The sequence below is a fragment of the Actinomadura napierensis genome (genome assembly GCF_039529375.1).
Lineage (GTDB): Bacteria > Actinomycetota > Actinomycetes > Streptosporangiales > Streptosporangiaceae > Spirillospora > Spirillospora napierensis.
This window is the reverse complement of the sequence record NZ_BAAAMR010000059.1, coordinates 1-19,110: the sequence shown is the minus strand read 5'-3', so window position 1 is coordinate 19,110 and position 19,110 is coordinate 1. Positions and strand designations below refer to the sequence as shown.

The following is a 19,110-nucleotide window of genomic DNA, read 5'->3' as shown; positions in this document are numbered from 1 at the left end:
GAACCGCCCCGACCCTTCTCGCGGCGGCGGGTCGGTGACCGCGGCCGGTCAGGGGGCGGCGGGTGAGCGTCCGACGGCGTCCTGTGCGTGGACGGTCGTGAGCACCATGCCGGCCAGCTCCGGCACGGACCGGCCGGTTCCCGTGTCGATGCGAGCGAGGCCCAGCCTGTCGACGGCGTCCAGCATGAGGGTCTGGTAGCGCTCGGTACGGGCGAGGAACCGGTTCATCAAGTGCCGTTCCGTGGGCGTGGACTCGTCGTAGCGGCCGGACGCTTGCACCCGGGCGCGCAGGACGGCGGGGTCGGCGGTGAACCACACGGCGGCCGTGTGCGGGACGGCCAGTTCTGCGACGCGGGCCGGCCAGAGCGCCGAGCCCTCCAGGACGAGTCCGGGGCCGGGCCCCGTCGCGTGATCCGTGACGATTTCCGCGATGCGGGGCCACAGCCTTTCGTAATGGTCGAGGACGGACCTGATCAGCTCATCGGTCGTGAGCGTCGCGTAATGGTCGGCGACGTGCGGCGGGACCTCGCGCTCCGGGGTGCGCCAGGGCCGTCCGGGGTGGCGTGCCAGGTAGTCCGTCGACCTGTGCTCGAAGCCGAGCTCGTCCGCCACGGCGGCCGCGATGGTCGACTTTCCGGTGTTCGACGTCCCTCCGATCAGTACCACCCGTATTTCGCCCATGGCGGCGACCTTACTGTCTGGGGCCGGACCATTCGGGTGCCGCGTTCACCAGCGGTCGTGGTGGAGGGCGGCGTCCAGAGGACGGCGCCGGCGCCAGCCGTGCCGTTCGAGATCGGGGACCGTCTCCAGGTGCGTGACCGGGCCCAGGCACAGCCAGGCGACCGGCCGGATGCCCTTCGGTATGCCGAGGAGGTCGCGCAGGTGCGGCTCCCGGTAGAACGACACCCAGCCGACGCCCAGGCCTTCGGCCGTGGCCGCCAGCCAGAGGTTCTGGATCGCCAGGCACACCGAGTACAGGCCCGCGTCGGCGATCGCGTGCCGTCCGAGGACCGCCGGGCCGCCGCGCTCGGCGTCGTAGGTGACCACGATCGACAGGCTCGATTCGAGCACCCCGTCGATCTTGATGCGGGCGAAGCGTTCGGCGGCGTCGCCGGTGAGGGCGGCGGCGAAGGCGTCGCGCTCGGACTGGACGTGGTCGTGGAAGGCGCGCCGGACGTCCGGGTCGCGGACGACGACGAAGTCCCAGGGCTGGGAAAGGCCGACGCTGGGCGCGGCATGCGCCGCCGTGAGGACCCGGTCGAGGACGTCCTCCGGGATCGGCGCGCCGGTGAACTCGGCGCGCACGTCGCGGCGGCGGTGGATGACGTCGTAGAGGTTCATGGGCAGGCTCCCGCTGCGGTCGGGCCGCCGGGACGGCGGCCGTTGGAGCGAGGCCGGTCTTCGGACTCCCGGATCGACGCTGGGCCGCCCGCCTTCCCGGCCTGAGGGCCAGTGGCCGCGCTCGCGCGCGTGGGCGGCAGCTCCCCGGTCACCGCGGCGGGCCCGTGCCGGATTCGCACCGGCTTCCCGATTCTCCCCGAGGGGCACCTCGCGTCAGTTCATGCCATCGGGGATCGTACCGGCACCGCCGGGAGCGGGCGAGGTCAGCGGCGCTGGAAGCCGTCCTTGGTGCGCAGGCCGTAGCCGGCGGCGCGGTCGATCGAGATGTGGGCGAGCCAGCCGCAGAGACCGGCGAAGATCGGCGCCCACGTGATCGGTGAGACGGTGTAGAGCGCCATCAGCGCGAGAGGGATCAGCGCGCGGTGCGCGGTGTTGTAGTACGGGACGGCGCGCGCCGGAAGCTGCCCGCGTTCGACGGTGTGCGCGTCGCGCGCCCCCGCCAGGAACGTCAGGTCGGGCGCGATGAAGAACGCGACCGCGACCAGCGCCGCGAGCCAGCCGTGGTTGAGGCCTTCGATAACGGCGAACGCGCTCCAGAACAGCGCGTTCGCCGCCCAGGCGACGCGGCGGGCGACGAGCGGGACGGAGTGCTTGCGGACGCTCGGGACGGTGACGCTGCTCATGGCCTGCGGCCCTCCTGCTTGGCTAATGATGTTAGCTACAAGCTAAGGCTAATAACCTTAGCTGTCAAGCTATGTCGACGAGGAGGGGTCGGTCGGGCGAGCGCCTCCGGCCCTGTGGGCGCCGGGCGCTCTGCTCGGAAACATCCCCGGGGGAGTGGATCTTCACTAGGGTTCTGGGGCCATGTCCCATTGGAGCCAGCGCACGCAGATGCGGTTATGGATCGTCGCCGTCGCCATTACCGCAGAACCGACGGTGAGGGGCGTCGTCATCTCACTGTTGGGCGTGAAGAGGGGCGCCCAGGGCTATCTCAGTGTCATCGCTTCCGATGCCTGCCAGGGGTGGTCGCACCAGTCCGAACTCTGGTCCGTTCCGGGATACTGGCTGCTGCACGGCTTGCCGATCCTGGTCGTTTTGCCGGCCTTCCTCTTGTGGCTGATGGTCCGGCGGCGGTTCGTCGGCTGGGCGACGGCGGCGGTGCTCGCATTCGTGACATTGGCCGAGCCGGCTCTCTACGGCTACGACGTGGCGCGCTGGGGGGAGCAATGCGTTGGTCTGTGGTTGCCGATGGGCGGCTGGGGGGCTGTGCGCTGGGCGTACGGCGCGGTGCCCCTGGTCCTCATTCTCGTTTCGACCTACCGGCCCGGTCCTCGGATGCCTCGCCTGGTCTGCGGGACGCTCGTCGCCGGACTCGTCCTCTGCGCCGCCGCCGACCAGGAGACGCCGCCCCGCTATGCCGCGAGCGGGGCCGACTGCAGGCATGCCGAACGCGCCGACATGTCAGGGAAGGTGCCGTTCACGCAGGTGATGGCGAAATTGTCGCAGCGTGAAAGGGAGATCGCCTTCCTCTGCTCCGTTCGTGGTTACACCCTGGGCTATGGGGGCGGATCGCCGCATGGCGACCTGCTTACCGACAGCGAACAGATCGAAATCGGACGGCGTGCATGCCGTGGAGAGTCGCTGTGGAGCGCAGGAATGCCGCGAGGCATCATCCCGCCGGCGATTCAGCAGATGGCCTACCTGTGCCCGGAGACGGCGGACGAACGGCGAGTAGCCCAGGAGCGCTCGACAGCGGCCCTCCACGCGCAGTACAAGCAGAACGTGGCGAAGGCATTGGCGACCTGCCGGCGCGGCATTCCGGCGGGGTTCCATCCCGTCCGGCAGGCCACGCGGGTCATCGATGGCGGGGAGAGCAGCAGCTACCTGGTCGGCGACGAAGGGAGCTCAGGGAAATCCCTCGGCGCAGCCGTCCATGATGGCCTGGTCGCGAGCGGCGACGGCGAAGCCACCGTCATCACCGGGACCGAGAGCCGGCTGTGCGTGACCGTCCGCGCCTACAAGAAGGCGCCGCCTCTCGCGCTCAAGGGCTGGGAACGCGTCGCCGAAGTGGGATTCGACAGCGCGAAGGGGCACGCGTTGCTGACGGCGATGGACGGCCCCCTGCCCTTCCCGGCCGTGACCGTCGCCGGCCCGGGTCACTACCGGCTCCGCGTGTACGTGCGCGGCCGTCGGGCGCCCGAGACCCTGATGGACGAGCCTCCCAACGAGCGGCATCTTCTCGTCGTCTTCCCCGGAAAGGGGATGAAGCCGAAGACCTACAAGAACACCGAGCGCTGACGCCGGGCCGCAGGGGTCAGAGGGGGCGGGCGGCGATCCAGCCGCCGTCGTCGTCCAGGAAGCGGTCGAAGCGCAGGCCCGCCGCCTCCAGAACGGTGGGGAGCTCGTCGTCGCCGAGCTGCCGGGACGTGAACGAGTGCGTCCAGCGCCGCTCGCCCATCCGGTACTCGATCGTCGCCACGACGAGCCCGGGCGCCGGGCGCTCGACGTCCGTCATGCGGTATTGGACCCCGTCGTGGGCCCATTCGCGCGGGGCCGCCTCCGCGTGCCAGCGGGGCGTCTCGCGCTGCATGATGACCACGCCGTCCGGCCGGACGTGCCGCCCGCAGGCCGCGAGGAGGGCGTCCCGGTCGCCGTAGTTGACCAGGTACGACATCAGCAGCACGCAGCCGAACCGGTCAGGCAGGTCCAGATCCTGGATCGGCGAGCACACGGTGCGCGCACCCTGGATGCGGGCCAGCATCGCGGCCGAGTCGTCCACGGCCGTCACCGGGTGGCCGAAGTCGAGCAGGGGGTGGGTGACCCGCCCGGCGCCCGCGCCCAACTCCAGGATCGGCGTGCCGGCCCGGATCGCCGTATGGACGAGCGCGGCGCTCGCGATGTCCGGCGGCATCGCGGCGTAGAACTCGACCGCCGAACCGTCCTGCGCGATCTCGCCGGGCCCCGTCCCGGCCGTTCCCGTCCCCGCCATAGCGTCGCCTCCTTGCGCTGCCATGATCGAATGGTCGGTGCGCCGTCCCGCCGCCGTCAAGGCGCGCGGACCCGGCCCGTGGTCAGGCGGCCGTCGCCGCGGACGGCCATCTCGGGGACGAGCGCGACGCCGCGGCCGAGGGCGGCCATCTGCTCGCCGCCCTCTACCCCGACCCGGACGAGCGGTCCCGGCGGATCGGCGCGCTCGTTTCGATCACCGGCCTCGGCATCGTGGCGGGGCCGGTGCTCGGCGGCGCGCTGGTGTCGCTCGCCGGATGGCGGCCGGTGTTCCTGGTGAACATCCCGGTCGCGGCGCTGGCGCTCGCGGTCTCGCGCGGGCTGAGCGGATCCGCGTCGACCTGGTCGTGGCGGTCGCGTCGCAGCTCGTCTACTACGGCCTGCTTCACGCTGACCCAGTGGATGGTGGACGCGCGCGGCCTGACGCCCCTGCAGGCGGGCCTGGCGTTCCTGCCGATGACCGTCCCGGTGGCGTTCGTTGTGGACGGTGTTCGCCGTGCAGGTGCTGATCGGGGCGGGCAGCCCGCTGGCGATCCCGCGCTCGGTGTGGCGCCCTCGGTACGCTGGCCGCGACCGGGTCCGTGCTGGTCGCGGTCGCGGTGCCGGTGGCCGTGGTGGTGGCGCTCGCCGGGCGCCGGCCCGAAGCAATTCGACAGCTTAAACTGGACAGCTTGGCCTGAATAACTTAGGATGGTGTCATGGACGACACCGCGCAGGCCATCTCGCCGTCGGCCGCCCGCGCCGCCCGTGAGGTCCGGATCGTGTTCAGCCGGCTGCGCCGCAGGCTGCGGGAGATCGGCGGCGGCCACGACCTCACCCCGTCGCAGACGGCGGTGCTCAGCCGACTGCTCAAGGACGGCGCGGCCACCGCGAGCGGGCTGGCAGCGGCCGAACGGGTCCGTCCGCAGTCCATGGCCGCGACGATCGCCGCGCTGGAGGAGCGCGGGCTGATCCGCCGCGACCCCGACCCGCAGGACGGCCGCCGACAGCTGGTCACGCCGAGCGACGCCGGCCGCGAGTGGGTCGAGGGGTCCCGCCAGGCCCGGGACGAGTGGCTGAGCCGCGCCCTGCAGGACCGCTGCACCGAGGAGGAGCGCCAGACGGTCCTGAAGGCGTTCGCCGTCCTGGACCGCCTGGTCGAGTGACCGGCGCGGCGGAGCGGCCGGGTCAGGACGCCGCCGCGCCGGACCCGGCGGACAGCCGCCGCAACCGCTGGTCCATGCCCGGATGCTGCTGGAACACGTTCCACAGGCGCCCCGTGCGGTGGCGCGTCGCGTTCGCCTTCGCGAGCTTCTCCAGGCCGCCGCGCAGCGCCTCCTTGGAGATGGTCCGGGCCGCGTAGTCGTCGGCGGCCCGCTCCATCCGGATCCCGGCGAGCCCCTGCACGAGGAAGATCGCGGGCACCGCCAGCAGCGACAGCGTGCTCGTCACCGCGTGCGGGAGCCCCGCCGCCCGCAGGCCCGCGAGCGCCAGCGTCAGAACGGCGATGGACCCGATGTAGCAGCCCACCTTGATCAGCTGGTGCTTCTTGCGGATGTGCGCGACCTCGTGGGAGAGGACCGCCGCGAGTTCCTCGGAGTCCAGCTCGTCGAGCAGCCGGTCGGAGATCAGCACGTAACGCCAGCGAGGGAGGACGCCGGACGCCATGGCGTTCCCGAGCCGTTCGGCTCCGGTGTCCAGCACCCGGACGTCGGCGATCCGCACGCCCTGCTCGCGGCACAGCGCGAGAAGCCGCTCGCGCCGTTCCGGGTCCATTCGCCGGGTCTTGAGGGCCAGGCGCATCATCAGCGGCGAAATGAGCACGAACAGGACCGTCCAGAGGCCCAGGAAGGCGGCGAACGCCATCGGCAGACGGGCCGAAAGCCACATGATGGGACGCAGTGCCGCCAGCCAGAGCAGGCCCGGCAGCATCATCACCGCCGAAAGGCGCAGCAGGCGGCTCAGTGCCTGCCCTGGACGCCATTCCACGCCCCGCAGGCGAGCGCGAACAGGCTGGACGGCGGCGAGCAGGCCGGCCAGCTCAATGGCGAAGACGACGAACAACAGCACGGCGAGGACGGGGCTTTGCGTGCCGTGATCGCCGTGCCGGAGATGAATCAGGCCCTCGGCTTTCAGTTCGACGACCGCCGCGGCGCACAGAGCCGGGAACGGCAGCGTTCCGGCGATGGACGCCCGCTGGATCCGGTGCATTTTCTCTTCGGCCGGGCCCTCGCCGCGTTCCACTCGCCGGGCGTACCAGCCGAGAGCCACGGGTAAGAGCACCGCAATGAGTATCGCTATCACGGCGCCATGCCTACCCGCGGCTCGCGAGCCATTCCTGTCCAGTTGATATTGGGCCCATACGAGATGGCCGAATCGGCCGCCGCGCCGTGTCCGCTTCTCCGCGGAACCGCTCTGCGGCCGGGCCGTCAGGACGGCGGCAGGCCGAGGGCGCGGGCGATCAGCATGCGCTGGACCTCCGAGGTGCCCTCGCCGACCTCCAGGATCTTCGCGTCCCGGTAGAAGCGGCCGACGGCGTACTCGTTCATGAAGCCGTAGCCGCCGAAGACCTGCGTGGCGTCGCGGGCGTTGTCCATCGCCGCGTTGGACGCGACGAGCTTGGCGATCGCCGCCTCCTTCTTGAACGGCTCGCCCGCCAGCATCTTCGCCGCCGCCGCGTAGTAGGCGAGGCGGGCCGTGTGCGCGCGGACCTCCATGTCGGCGATCTTGAACTGCATCGCCTGGTAGCGGCCGATCTCCTTGCCGAACGCCTGCCGCTCGCCGGCGTAGCGGAGGCACTCGTCCACGCAGCCCTGCGCCAGGCCCACCGACAGCGCGGCGATCGCGATCCTGCCCTCGTCCAGGATCCGCAGGAACTGCGCGTAGCCCCGGCCGCGCTCGCCGACGAGGTTCTCCGCCGGGACGCGGACGTCGTCGAACGACAGCTCGCGGGTGTCCGACGACGACCAGCCGACCTTGGAGTACTTGCGGCCGACGGTGAAGCCGGGCGTGCCGCTCGGCACGATGATCGTGGAGATCTCGCCGTCGCCGGTGAACGCGGTGACGGTCACGAACGCGGTGATGTCGGTGCCGGAGTTGGTGATGAACGCCTTCGACCCGTTGATCACCCACGAGTCGCCGTCCAGCCGGGCCGTGGTGCGCATGCCGCCGGGGACGTCGGAGCCGCCGCCGGGCTCGGTCAGCCCGAACCCGGCGAGCTTCTCACCGGACGTCAGCACCGGCAGCCAGCGCGTCTTCTGCTCGTCCGACCCGAACCGGTAGATCGGCATCGCGCCGAGCGAGACGCCCGCCTCCAGCGTGATCGCCACGGACGAGTCGACCCGCGCCAGCTCCTCCAGCGCCAGGCAGAGCGCGAAGTAGTCGCCGCCCATGCCGCCGTGCTCCTCGGGGAACGGCAGCCCGAACAGCCCCATCTTGCCCATCGCCGCGACGATCTCGTACGGGAACTCGCCGCGCTCGTACAGGTCCCCGATCACCGGGGCCACGGTCTCGCGCGCGAACCGCTCGACGGTGCGCCGCAGCTCCTCCTGCTCGTCGGTGAGCTTGAAGTCGATCATCAGGGTTACTCCGTTTTCGGTGACAGGGCCTGGACGACGCGGGACGGGCTCGGACGGCCGAGCCGCCCGGCCATCCAGCGGCTGGTGGCGACCAGTTCGTCGAGGTCGACGCCCGTTTCGACGCCGAGGCCGTTCAGCATCCAGACGAGGTCCTCGGTGGGCAGGTTGCCGGTGGCGCTCTCGGCGTACGGGCAGCCGCCGAGGCCGCCCGTCGAGGCGTCCACGACGGTGACGCCGGCGCGCAGCGCGGCGAGGGTGTTGGCGAGCGCCTGCCCGTAGGTGTCGTGGAAGTGCACGGCGAGCCGGTCGGTGCCGATGCCCGCCGCGGCCATCGCCTCGATCAGCGCGGTGACGTGGCCGGGCGTGCCGACGCCGATGGTGTCGCCGATGCTGAGCTGGGAGCAGCCGAGGTCCATCAGCCGGGACGCGACGGACACGACCTGCTCGATCGGGACGTCGCCCTCCCACGGGTCGCCGCACGCCATCGACACGTAGGCGCGCACCCACAGCCCCTCGGCGCGCGCGCGTTCCACGACGGGCGCGAACATGGCGAGCGACTCGTCCACGGTGCGGTTGAGGTTGCGGCGGGCGAACGTCTCGGTGGCGCTGCCGAAGATGGCGATCTCGGTGATGCCGTTGGCGAGAGCCCGGTCCAGGCCACGCTCGTTCGGGACGAGCACCGGATAGCGGACGTCCCCGGAGCGGGGGAGGACGCCGAGCAGCTCCTCGGCGTCGGCGAGTTGCGGCACCCATTTCGGGTGCACGAAGCTGGTCGTCTCGATCGTGGTGAGCCCCGCGCGGGCGAGCCGGGTGACGAACTCCGCCTTCACCTCGACCGGGACGACCGCCTTCTCGTTCTGCAGCCCGTCCCGCGGCCCGACCTCGTAGATCGTGACCCGCTCGGGCAGCCCGGGCAGCGGTGTCGCCATCATGCCTCCTCGATCACGGCCAGCACGGCGTCCAGGGCGACCTGGGCGCCCGCGCGGGCCGGCAGTTGCGCCACGACACCGGCGCGCGGCGCGGTGACGGTGTGCTCCATCTTCATCGCCTCGACGACGACGAGCGGCTGGCCCTCGTCCACCCGGTCGCCCTCGCCGACCTTGACGGCCAGGACGGTGCCGGGCATCGGGCTGCGCAGCACGCCGTCGCCGGACACGGCGGACGCGGCGCCGCCCTCCGCGCGCACGTGCTCGGCGAGCGCCCAGGCCCGGCCGTCGCGGCCGAGCCACAGCGTGTGCCCGTCGCGGGCGGCGGTGAACGAGACGGTCCGTCCGCCGTAGGTCAGGGTCGAGCCGGACAGCGAGGCCGCCACCGGCTCCCCGTCCCCGATGACGACCCGTGCGGACGCGGCGCGGCCCTGCACGCGGACCTCGACGGGCTCGCCGCCGGACGGGGTGATGATCCACGGCGTCCAGGCGTGCGCGCCGGGCCGCCAGCCGTCCGGGACCGCCCACGGGTCGTCGTCGGCGGGTTCGAGGGCGAGCATCCGGTCGAGCGCGGCGGCGGCGAGCACCTCCGGCGGCACGCCGTCGCCCGAGGTCAGCTCGTCCAGCGCCCGCTCCACCAGGCCGGTGTCGAGATCGCCGGACGCGACGGACGGGTGCTTGAGCAGCGCACGCAGGAACGCCACGTTCGTCGGCACGCCCAGCAGCGTGTAGTGCGCGAGCGCGCGGTCGAGGCGGTGCAGCGCCTCGGTGCGGTCGGCGCCGTGGACGATCACCTTCGCCAGCATCGGGTCGTAGGACCCGCCGACCTCCGTCCCGACGTCGAGGCCGGAGTCGACGCGGACGTCCGGCTCTTCGAGCGCGAGCACGGTGCCGCCGGTCGGCAGGAAGCCGCGCGCCGGGTCCTCGGCGTAGACGCGCGCCTCGATCGCGTGGCCGTCGAGCCGGACGCCGTCCTGCCCGAACGGCAGCGGCTCGCCGGCCGCGACGCGCAACTGGAGTTCGACCAGGTCGAGGCCGGTGACCAGCTCGGTGACGGGGTGCTCGACCTGGAGCCGGGTGTTCATCTCCATGAAGAAGAACTCGTCCGGGCGGTCGGCGGACACGATGTACTCGACCGTCCCCGCGCCCACGTACCCGACGGCCTGCGCGGCGGCGACGGCGGCGGCGCCCATCCGCGCGCGGGACGCCTCGTCCAGCAGCGGCGACGGCGCCTCCTCGACGATCTTCTGGTGCCGGCGCTGCAGGCTGCACTCGCGCTCGCCCAGGTGGACGGCGTTGCCGCGGGTGTCGGCGAACACCTGGATCTCGATGTGCCGGGGGTTCTCCACGAACCGCTCGGCGAGCAGGGTGTCGTCGCCGAACGAGCCGCGCGCCTCGCGGCGGGCGGACGCGATCGCGTCCGGCAGGTCCGCCGCGTCCCGGACGAGCCGCATGCCCTTGCCGCCGCCGCCCGCCGACGGCTTGAGCAGCACCGGGAGCCCGACCTCCAGCGCGGCGGCCTCCAGCTCGGCGTCCGACAGGCCCGGTTCGTCCCGTCCGGGGACGACCGGGACACCGGCCGCCGCGACCGTCCGCTTCGCGCGGATCTTGTCGCCCATCGCCTCGATCGCGGACGCGGGCGGCCCGATGAACACCAGCCCGGCATCGGTGCAGGCCTGCGCGAACGCGGTGTTCTCGGCGAGGAACCCGTAGCCCGGGTGGACGGCTGCCGCGCCCGACGTCCGCGCGGCGCCGATGACCGCGTCGATGTCGAGGTAGGACGGGATGCGGAGCGCCTCGTCGGCCTCGCGCACATGGCGGGCGCCCGCGTCGGCATCCGTGTGGACGGCCACCGAGCGGATCCCGAGCCGCCGCAGCGTGCGGAAGACGCGGACGGCGATCTCACCCCGGTTGGCGACCAGGACGCTGTCGAACATCAAGCCCCTCACATCCGGAAGACGCCGTAGCCGACCGGCTCCAGCGGTGCGTTGGCGGCGGCGGACAGCCCGAGGCCGAGGACGCGTCGGGTGTCGAGCGGGTCGATCACCCCGTCGTCCCACAGCCGGGCCGTCGAGTAGTACGGGTTGCCCTGCGCCTCGTACTGGTCGCGGATCGGCGCTTTGAATGCCTCCTCGTCCTCGGCCGGCCACTCCTCGCCCCGCGCGTCCATCTGGTCGCGGCGGACCGTCGCCAGCACGCTCGCGGCCTGCTCGCCGCCCATGACCGAGATGCGGGCGTTCGGCCACATCCACAGGAAACGCGGCGAATACGCCCGGCCGCACATCGCGTAGTTGCCCGCGCCGAACGACCCGCCGATCACGACCGTGAACTTGGGGACGCGCGCGCACGACACCGCCGTGACCATCTTCGCGCCGTGCTTGGCGATGCCGCCCGCCTCGTACTCGCGGCCGACCATGAAACCGGTGATGTTCTGCAGGAAGACGAGCGGGACGCTGCGCCGGTCGCACAGCTCGATGAAGTGCGCGCCCTTCTGCGCCGACTCGCTGAACAGGATCCCGTTGTTGGCGATGATCCCGACCGGGTGCCCGTGGATCCGCGCGAACCCGGTGACGAGCGTCGCGCCGTACTCCTTCTTGAACTCCTGGAACCGGCTGCCGTCCACGATCCGCGCGATCACCTCGCGCACGTCGTACGGGGTGCGCGGATCGGGCGGGACGACCCCGTACAGCTCCGCCGGGTCGACCGCCGGCGCCTCCGACGGCGCCACGTCCCACGGGCGCGGCTCGCGCGGGCCGAGCGTGCCGACGATGTCGCGGACGATCCGCAGCGCGTGCGCGTCGTCCTCGGCGAGGTGGTCGGTCACGCCGGACGTGCGGGAGTGCAGCTCGCCGCCGCCCAGCTCCTCGGCCGTGACGACCTCGCCGGTCGCGGCCTTCACCAGCGGCGGGCCGCCGAGGAAGATCGTGCCCTGGCCCCGGACGATCACCGCCTCGTCGCTCATCGCCGGGACGTAGGCGCCGCCCGCCGTGCACGAGCCCATGACCGCCGCGATCTGCGGGATGCCGCGCCCGGACATGGTCGCCTGGTTGTAGAAGATGCGGCCGAAATGCTCGCGGTCGGGGAACACCTCGTCCTGGCGGGGCAGGAACGCGCCGCCGGAGTCGACCAGGTAGACGCAGGGCAGCCGGTTGTGCAGGGCCACCTCCTGCGCGCGCAGGTGCTTCTTGACCGTGACCGGGTAGTACGTCCCGCCCTTCACGGTGGCGTCGTTGGCGACGACCACGCACTCGCGGCCGGACACCCGGCCGACGCCGGTGATGATCCCGGCGCCCGGCGCCTCGTCGCCGTACATCCCGTTCGCGGCCAGCGGGGACAGCTCCAGGAACGGCGAGCCGGGGTCGAGCAGCGTGTCGACCCGGTCGCGGGGGAGCAGCTTGCCGCGGGCCACGTGCCGCTCGCGGGCCCGCTCGGGACCGCCGCGCCCGGCCCGGTCGACGCGGTCGCGCAGCTCGGCGACCAGCGCCTCGTTGCGCGCGGCGCTCGCCTTGAACGCCTCGCCGGCGACGTCGGCGCGGCTGCCGATCTCGGGTCCGGTCATGGTCCCCTTCCCTGTTAATGCTCGTTAACAACGCCGATGTTAATGCCCATTAACAACTCTAGTCTAGACTCCTCCCATGACCTCCTACCCGGCCGCGGCGCCCGGCGACCCGGCCGCCGGGCCGCCCCTCGCCGCGGTGAACCCGCGCCGCGCCGAGATCCTCGCCGCCGCGGCCGAGCTGTTCGCCCGGCGCGGCTACCACGGGGCGTCCATCGGCGACGTCGGACGGGCCGTCGGGCTCACCGGCCCCGCCCTCTACCGGCACTTCAGCGGCAAGGAGGCCGTCCTCGCCGAGATGCTCGTCGACATCAGCGAGCGGCTGCACGCCGAGGGCGTCCGCCGCGCCGCCGACCCCGACCCCGGCCGGGCCCTCGACGCGCTGCTGCGCTGGCACATCGCGTTCTCGCTGGACAACCCCGCGCTCATCACCGTCCACGAGCGCGAACTCGACAACGTCCCCGAGCCGCAGCGCCGCGAGGTCCGGCGGCTGCAGCGCGCCTACGTGGAGGAGTGGGTGGCCGTGCTGCGGCGGCTGCGCCCCGGCCTGCCCGACGAGCGGACGCGCGCGGCCGTCCACGCCTGCTTCGGCCTGCTCAACTCCACCCCGCGCAGCGCCGCCCGCCTCGGCCGCGACGCGATGGGCGACCTCCTGCACACCATGGCCCGCGCCGCCCTGGAGTCGGCCGGCTAGCAGGACGCGCTGCGGCCGTCCAAAGAGCGGTCGACGGCCTCGGCGAACGCGTCGGCGTCCGTCCCGGCGTTGTCGAAGATCTTCTGCACGCACCCCCGGAACGTGCTGGTGAATGTGCTGTAGTGCGGCGTCACCGGACGGGGCCGGGCCCGCGCCAGCGCCGTCACGATCGCCTGGCCCAGCCGGGTCAGCTGCGCCTGGTCGGGCAGGTCGGCCTCGCCCGGCCCGAGCTGCTGCCCGGTGAGCGTCGAGCACGTCTGCGCCTTCACGTCGGCCGGCCCGCTGTGCCCGGGCGACAGGCCGAGCGCCGAGTACCGGGCCGGGGCGAAACCGCCGCAGGAGAACAGCAGCCGCTGGCTCGACGTCCCGCTGAGGAACGCCACGAGATCGGCCGCCCCCTCCGGATTCGGGGAGTACCTGGACACGGCGAGGTTCTGGCCGCCGAGGACGTCGTGGCCGGGCAGCGCCGTCACCCCGAACCGCAGGGCTGAGCCCGTGCGCATCCGCGGCTCGGACGCCAGCGCCGAGAACGCGTACGGCCAGTTGCGCATCAGCCGCGCCCCGCCCGCGAACGCCTCGATGCTCTCCTGCTCCTCGTACTGCCGCGACGGCTTGAGCGATCCGCGCGCGTAGGGGGCGAGGCGTTCGAGCGCCGGGTACACCTTCTCGCGCAGGTCCTTCTTACTGGGACGGTCCTCGCCGGTGAGGACGAGGTGCGAACCGCCGCCGTCGTTCCACACCGCCTCCAGCGCGTTCACCGTCAGCACCTCGCGGTCGGCGAGCTGCAGCGTGACGCCGGAATCGAGCATCTCGGGCCACGCGGTCGGCGGCGTCACGCCCGCCGCGTAGTACAGCAGCCCCACGTCCACGTTGAACGGGACGGCGTACTGGGTGCCGTGCCGGCTGCCCGTCTTCAGCGCGGCGGGGAAGAAGTCGTCCAGGTCGTCGATGCGGTCGAGCGGGCGCAGGTAGCCCGCGTCGGCGAACTCCGCCGTCCACGTGTTGTCCGTGATGAGCACGTCGTAGGCGCACCCGTGCGACTCCTCGACCGCCTTGATCTGGCTGTGCTGCAGGTCGGTGGAGTCCGACACCTCCACCATCGTGGCGTGCGGATGCGGCCGCCCGTCCGGGTACCGCTCGTTGTTCCACTGCCGGATCAGCGCGCGCCGCTGGTTCTTCAGGCTGACGTCCGTCCCGCCGGCGACGAACAGCTCCGAGCGGTGGCAGTCGGCCCGCATCGCCGGGTAGGCGGTGCCGGGCCACCAGTGCACGACGAGCGCCGCGACCAGCACCAGCGCCGCGCCGCCGGCGAAGCACGCCCAGGCCGTCCGGGTGTGCGGCACGATCCGGCGGGCCGCTCCGCGCACGCCCGCCGGCACCCGCGCGCCCGTCATCGCAGCTCCGACAGCAGTTGCGCGGCCTGCTCGTCCACCGGTGCGTCCGTCAGCGGCACGCAGCCCTTTCCCTTCGCCCCGAGCGCCGCGACGATCTCACTGACGGGGGAGGCGTCGCAGCCCACCGGCCCGGTGAGCACCACCGTCAGCCGCAGGTCCGGGTGCCTGCGGCGGAAGTCGCCCGCGAGCCAGGACGCCCGCGAGGCCAGGTGGGGGTTGGTCCTCGGCACCTGGCCGTCGGTGACCAGCACGAGGTCCTCCTTGCCGGAACCGGTGTCGGCCGCCGCGATCGCGTCGCTGAGCGCCTGGTCGCCGCCGCCCGACGCGACCGCCTGCAAGCGGCCCGTGATCAGGTTCTTCTGGTCCGGGGAGGCGGCGTCCCGCGGAACGTTCCCGAACGTGCCGGCGCCGGTCGGCGACGCCGTCGCCGACGACACCTGCAACCCGGCGCGGTCGTTGGTCTGCAGTTGCGACACCAGGCTCTGCAAGAACGACGTCCCCTGCGCCAGCCGCGACCCGCCGCCGGACCGCGCCGCGCCGCCCATCGAGCCCGACACGTCCAGCATCAGCGACACCGACACCCGCGGACGCGCCGCGCCGATCGCGGTGAGCGTCTCCCGCACCCCTTTCGGTGGATCGAGCGACACCTCGTTCGGTATCAGGTCGCCGCCGGCCGCGCTCTGCAGGCGGGACAGGTAGTAGTGCCGGGTGTCGCCCTCGCGCGCGGACGGCACGTAGCCGCTGCCGTCGCGGAACCCCTGCATCGTCAGCGGATGCCGGACGAGCCAGTCGTGGAACTCGGTGACCGCGGTGTTCCGCGCCTCGGTGTCCTGCCCGCGCCACCGCACCTGGACGAACGGGTAGTTGAGCGTCGGCAGGTCCGTCGCGTAGTACGGGTGCAGGACCCACTTGGCGTAGGAGGGGTCGTCGGCGTCGACGCCGCCGCACCGGTCGCCGAGGGGCCGGCCCATGTCGTAGTCGTACAGGACCTGTTCGGGCACGGCCACGGCGATGTCGTCCGGCGGCCCGGCGTTCCCCGCTGCCGCCTCCTGCCGGAACCGGCACAGCAGCGACACCCCGTCCGGTGCCACCAGGTTCGCGGGCTCGGCGAACCGCTCGTCCCCGCTGTTGTCGTCGCCCTGCGTCGAGCCGTAGAGCGCGGGCGTCACCGCGAGCGCCGCCGCCGACGTCTCCGGGACGGGCCGGGCGATCGCGTGCAGGTCCACGCCCGCGTCCGCGAACCGCCGCAGCAGTGCGGCCGTGCTCGGCGAGATCGGCGCGGCGGTCGGATCGGCGACCGACTCGTGCGCCCTGGTGAACAGCGCCAGCACCAGCGGCGACGTACCGAGCGACCCGCGCGGGACGAAGTACGGGTCGCCCTCGGCCGGACGCTCCGCGGCGCCGCCCCCGCCGCCGCCGGCACCGAGCGCCGTGCCCTTCGTGCCGCCGACCTGGCCGGGCGTCTTCGGCACGTAGTCGAACTCCGCCGTCGAGGAGGGGATCCAGATGTCGGGCTGCGGGCCGAACAGCTGCTCGTCGTCGGCGTGCGGCTCGTCGGCCTGCCCGCTGCGCCGCCACAGCCGCCGGAACGCGTCGTACAGCGGGACGGGCCCCGAGTCGGGGACGACCGTGATGCCGTACCGGCGGCAGCCGCGGCTCTCGCCCTCGTCGGCGAACTCGTTCGCGGCGGCGCGCAGCGGCGTGAGCGCCTCCGGCGGGGCGAGCACCCGCAGCTCGAGCGGCTGCCCGCAGCCGCCGACCTGCTCGCGCAGGTCGTTCACCCCGGCGGTGGCCCCGACGACGAGCGCCATCACCGCGCCGCCCGCCAGCGTCCAGGCGACCGCCGCGCCGTTCCACTTCTTCGCCAGCCACTCCAGCGCCCTGCGCGCCGCCGCGGGGAACAGCACGACCAGCCCCACCGTCGCCAGCACGACCGCCCCGGGAACGATCAGTGTGCTGGTCCACGACACGTCGTGGACCAGCTTGGCCAGCACGCCGACGATCACGCCCGAGCACAGCTCGATGAAGATCGCCTGCAGGAGATGGTCGGCCCGGATGCCGGCGATGCGGCGTTCGGGAGGTCGGGATCGCTCGCCCCCGGGCGGTTCTGTCATCGGTTCCCATCACCGCGTCGGTCTAGGTCCGTCGGCCCCCCGGATCTGACACTTCATGATACGTAGCGGAACGGGCACGGTCAGGTGGACCGCCGGGGCCGGGACCGGCCGATGTCCCTTACGCAGGTGCGCGTGCGCCGCGGGCCGGGCGGGGCCGGATTGCGGGCCGTCCAGAACCTTGACGCGCCGACGTGCCGGTGGGTCATATGGGGTGAAAGGTCACCTGGCCTTCCGACCCGCAGCAGAGGAGTCCCGTATGGGCGTCGAGGGCGTCGGCTTCTACGAGATCGCGAGCAACGACCCGGACCGCTTGGCGATCTCGGCCCCCGGCGTACCGGTGTCCTACGGTGAGCTGCACGCCGAGGTGAACCGCCTGTCGAACGCGCTGGACGGGCTCGGCCTGCGCCCCGGCGACCCGGTCGCGACCGTCCTCGGCAACCGCCCCGAGTTCCTCACCGTGCTGCTGGCGGCGATGCAGTCCGGCCTCTACATCGTCCCGGTCAGCCGGCATTTGACCGCGCCCGAGATCGGCTACATCCTCGCCGACTGCGGCGCCAAGGCCGTCGTGACCGAGAGGGCGTTCGCGCCGATCGTCACCGGCGCCGCCGACGGCGCCGGGATGGCCGCCGAACTGCGCGTCAGCGTCGACCCCGCCGAGGGCTACCGCTCCATGGCCGCGCTGTGCGCGTCCGGCAGCGCCTCACCGCCGGCCAAGCGCCGGATGGGCTCGATCATGCTCTACACGTCCGGGACCACCGGACGGCCGAAGGGCGTGCGGCGTCCCCTGCTGGACGTGCCGCCGGAACTGCTCTTCGACGTCATGCGGCAGACGCTCGCGACCCACCTGCGGCTGGTACCGGGCGACGAGGTGCATCTCGCGATCGGGCCGCTCTACCACTCCGCGCCCTGCGTCCACGCGATGATGGCCCTCAGCCTCGGTCACGCGGTCGTCGTCGCGTCCCGGTTCCGGCCCGAGCACACGCTCGAGCTGATCCAGCGGCACGGCGTCACCAACTCCTTCATGGTGCCGACCATGTTCCACCGCATGCTCGCGCTGCCCGACGACGTCCGCGCCCGCTACGACCTGTCGTCGCTGCGGCAGGTCTACCACAGCGCGGCGCCGATCCCGGTCGAGACCAAACAGCGGATGATGGACTGGTGGGGGCCCGTCCTCTACGAGTACTACGGCTCCACCGAGAGCGGCGCCGTCGTCGTCGCCGCCCCGCACGACTGGCTCGCCCACCCGGGGACGGTCGGCCGCGCCGTCGAGGGCGTCCAGATCAAGATCCTCGACCCGGAGGGGACCGAGCTGCCGCCGGGGGAGACCGGCCTGATCTATGCGAGCGGCCAGCCGGGCTTCGAGTACCACGGCGACCCGGACAAGACCGCCGCCGCCATGCGCGGCGAGTTCTACACCCCGGGCGACCTCGGCCACCTCGACGAGGACGGCTGGCTGTACATGAGCGACCGCCGCACCGACCTCATCATCTCCGGCGGCGTGAACATCTACCCGGCCGAGATCGAGTCCGTGCTGCTCCAGCATCCCGCCGTCGGCGACGTCGTCGTCATCGGCGTCCCGGACGAGGACTGGGGGCAGCGCGCCGTCGCCCTCGTCGAGCCCGCGCAGGACGCCGTCGCCGGCGACGGGCTCGCCGCCGAACTGCTCGCGCACTGCGGGCCCCGGCTGGCGCGGCTCAAGCATCCGCGCCGGCTGGAGTTCCGCGCGTCGCTGCCGCGCACCCCCTCGGGAAAGCTCAGCCGTAGCCGTGTGCGCGACGCCTACCTGCGGGAACAGGCGGGCTAGGCGGTTTCGGGGGGCGCGCGGGGGAGGGGCGCCGCAAGTCGCCGGCGTGACCGTCGAACGTTCCGCCGTTGCGCCCCGTACAACCGCACATGGAAGACCAGAAGGTCGCCCCGTTCGGCAGCCCCCCGCAGCCTGCCGCCCCGACCTTGACCGACCTTCCCGTGATCACCGACACCGGCTTCCCCACCGACCCCGCCCACTCCGGTCAGGCTCCGTCGCCGGAAGGGGCGTCGGCCGTGACCCAGCCCGTCGCCCGACCGGCGGACGCCGCGCTTGCCTACGCGCCCGCGCGCCTCGGTGACCCGGTCTCGGCCTGGCCCTGCGCCGGCTGCGGCAGGCCCGTACCGCAGCCGGTGCGCGGTGCCCGCACCGTCCGCTACTGCCAGGACACCGACGGCGCGTGCGAGCGGGCCGCGCACGAGAACCGCGAACGCGCCCGGGACGCGCCCGGCCTCACCGGCCAGGTCGCGTGGACGTGGGAGATGGTGGAGCGGCTGGAGTCCGTCGCCGACCGGCTCGCCGGATCGCTGGTCTCCGAGCTGGGCGTCGCCGGCGTCGAGCGGCGCGTCGCCGACGCCCGCGCCGACGCGGCCGGGGAGATCGCGATCGCGCAGCGGGAGCGCGACGCATCGCAGCAGCAGGCCGAGGCCGCCTGGCGCGAGACCGCGTCCGCACGCGCCCGCGCGGACGCCGCCGAGGCCGGGGAGGCCGCCGCCCG

16 protein-coding genes, 1 pseudogene and 1 riboswitch are annotated in these 19,110 nt (G+C 72.9%); of the genes and pseudogenes, 6 read left to right on the top strand and 11 right to left on the bottom strand.

The features are described from left to right. Positions 1–48: 48 nt before the first annotated feature. From ABD296_RS28815 to ABD296_RS28805, 3 genes are all read right to left on the bottom strand, one after another. Positions 49–681 carry a hypothetical protein gene (locus ABD296_RS28815; protein ID WP_344273877.1) on the bottom strand — a complete coding sequence of 211 codons (633 nt, stop codon included), beginning with the start codon at positions 679–681 and terminating at the stop codon, positions 49–51. A gap of 45 nt (positions 682–726) precedes the next feature. After that, a complete protein-coding gene (gene bluB / locus ABD296_RS28810) occupies positions 727–1,341 on the bottom strand; it encodes a 5,6-dimethylbenzimidazole synthase (RefSeq protein ID WP_344273874.1) in 615 nt (204 codons plus the stop codon). Positions 1,342–1,375: 34 nt separating this feature from the next. Continuing rightward, a riboswitch (cobalamin riboswitch) is annotated at positions 1,376–1,567 on the bottom strand. Positions 1,568–1,604: 37 nt separating this feature from the next. Next, entirely contained in the window at positions 1,605–2,024 is a 420-nt protein-coding gene (locus ABD296_RS28805; protein ID WP_344273871.1) for a DUF4260 family protein, read from the bottom strand. Positions 2,025–2,205: 181 nt separating this feature from the next. Between ABD296_RS28805 and ABD296_RS28800 the strand changes: the two genes are divergently transcribed. Further along, the gene (locus ABD296_RS28800) at positions 2,206–3,639 is read left to right on the top strand and encodes a hypothetical protein (protein WP_344273869.1); all 1,434 of its coding nucleotides are present in this window, start codon (positions 2,206–2,208) and stop codon (positions 3,637–3,639) included. Between the two features lie 16 nt (positions 3,640–3,655). Here the strand turns inward: ABD296_RS28800 and ABD296_RS28795 are convergent, their stop codons facing one another. After that, on the bottom strand, positions 3,656–4,354 hold the full coding sequence (locus tag ABD296_RS28795; protein WP_344273866.1) for a class I SAM-dependent methyltransferase: 699 nt from the start codon (positions 4,352–4,354) through the stop codon (positions 3,656–3,658). 125 nt (positions 4,355–4,479) lie between these two features. On the opposite strand from ABD296_RS28795, the gene ABD296_RS50665 reads away from it, so the two are divergent. After that, a complete protein-coding gene (locus tag ABD296_RS50665) occupies positions 4,480–5,031 on the top strand; it encodes an MFS transporter (protein WP_407061522.1) in 552 nt (183 codons plus the stop codon). 14 nt (positions 5,032–5,045) lie between these two features. Further along, positions 5,046–5,492 carry a MarR family winged helix-turn-helix transcriptional regulator gene (locus tag ABD296_RS28785; protein WP_344273860.1) on the top strand — a complete coding sequence of 149 codons (447 nt, stop codon included), beginning with the start codon at positions 5,046–5,048 and terminating at the stop codon, positions 5,490–5,492. Between the two features lie 22 nt (positions 5,493–5,514). Here the strand turns inward: ABD296_RS28785 and ABD296_RS28780 are convergent, their stop codons facing one another. The 5 genes from ABD296_RS28780 to ABD296_RS28760 form a co-directional block, all read right to left on the bottom strand. Then, positions 5,515–6,609, bottom strand: coding sequence for a M48 family metalloprotease (locus ABD296_RS28780; RefSeq protein ID WP_344273858.1), 1,095 nt, complete (start codon positions 6,607–6,609; stop codon positions 5,515–5,517). Positions 6,610–6,755: 146 nt separating this feature from the next. Beyond that, positions 6,756–7,904 (bottom strand): acyl-CoA dehydrogenase family protein, encoded by a 1,149-nt coding sequence (locus ABD296_RS28775; protein ID WP_344273855.1) that lies wholly within the window; start codon positions 7,902–7,904, stop codon positions 6,756–6,758. A gap of 5 nt (positions 7,905–7,909) precedes the next feature. Continuing rightward, positions 7,910–8,836, bottom strand: a complete 927-nt coding sequence (locus ABD296_RS28770; protein ID WP_344273852.1) for a hydroxymethylglutaryl-CoA lyase — start codon at positions 8,834–8,836, stop codon at positions 7,910–7,912. After that, positions 8,833–10,767, bottom strand: coding sequence for an acetyl/propionyl/methylcrotonyl-CoA carboxylase subunit alpha (locus tag ABD296_RS28765; protein ID WP_344273849.1), 1,935 nt, complete (start codon positions 10,765–10,767; stop codon positions 8,833–8,835). The genes ABD296_RS28770 and ABD296_RS28765 overlap by 4 nt, the downstream gene beginning before the upstream one ends. Positions 10,768–10,775: 8 nt before the next feature. Continuing rightward, the gene (locus tag ABD296_RS28760) at positions 10,776–12,389 is read right to left on the bottom strand and encodes a carboxyl transferase domain-containing protein (RefSeq protein WP_344273846.1); all 1,614 of its coding nucleotides are present in this window, start codon (positions 12,387–12,389) and stop codon (positions 10,776–10,778) included. A gap of 76 nt (positions 12,390–12,465) precedes the next feature. Between ABD296_RS28760 and ABD296_RS28755 the strand changes: the two genes are divergently transcribed. Then, the gene (locus ABD296_RS28755; RefSeq protein ID WP_344273842.1) at positions 12,466–13,080 is read left to right on the top strand and encodes an SACE_7040 family transcriptional regulator; all 615 of its coding nucleotides are present in this window, start codon (positions 12,466–12,468) and stop codon (positions 13,078–13,080) included. On the opposite strand, the gene ABD296_RS28750 is transcribed toward ABD296_RS28755, so the two are convergent. Both ABD296_RS28750 and ABD296_RS28745 read right to left on the bottom strand, forming a co-directional pair. Beyond that, positions 13,077–14,474, bottom strand: coding sequence for an extracellular solute-binding protein (locus ABD296_RS28750; protein ID WP_344273839.1), 1,398 nt, complete (start codon positions 14,472–14,474; stop codon positions 13,077–13,079). The two genes, ABD296_RS28755 and ABD296_RS28750, sit on opposite strands and share 4 nt — an antisense overlap. Continuing rightward, positions 14,471–16,588, bottom strand: a complete 2,118-nt coding sequence (locus tag ABD296_RS28745; protein ID WP_344273837.1) for a hypothetical protein — start codon at positions 16,586–16,588, stop codon at positions 14,471–14,473. Before ABD296_RS28745 ends, ABD296_RS28750 begins: the two co-directional genes overlap by 4 nt. Before the next feature lie 256 nt (positions 16,589–16,844). Here ABD296_RS28745 and ABD296_RS28740 point away from each other — a divergent pair, with 256 nt between their 5' ends. Beyond that, positions 16,845–18,392: an AMP-binding protein gene (locus tag ABD296_RS28740; RefSeq protein ID WP_344273833.1), complete on the top strand. Its 1,548-nt coding sequence runs from the start codon at positions 16,845–16,847 to the stop codon at positions 18,390–18,392. A gap of 89 nt (positions 18,393–18,481) precedes the next feature. Continuing rightward, positions 18,482–19,110 (top strand): annotated as a pseudogene (locus ABD296_RS28735) (hypothetical protein); the annotation flags it as partial.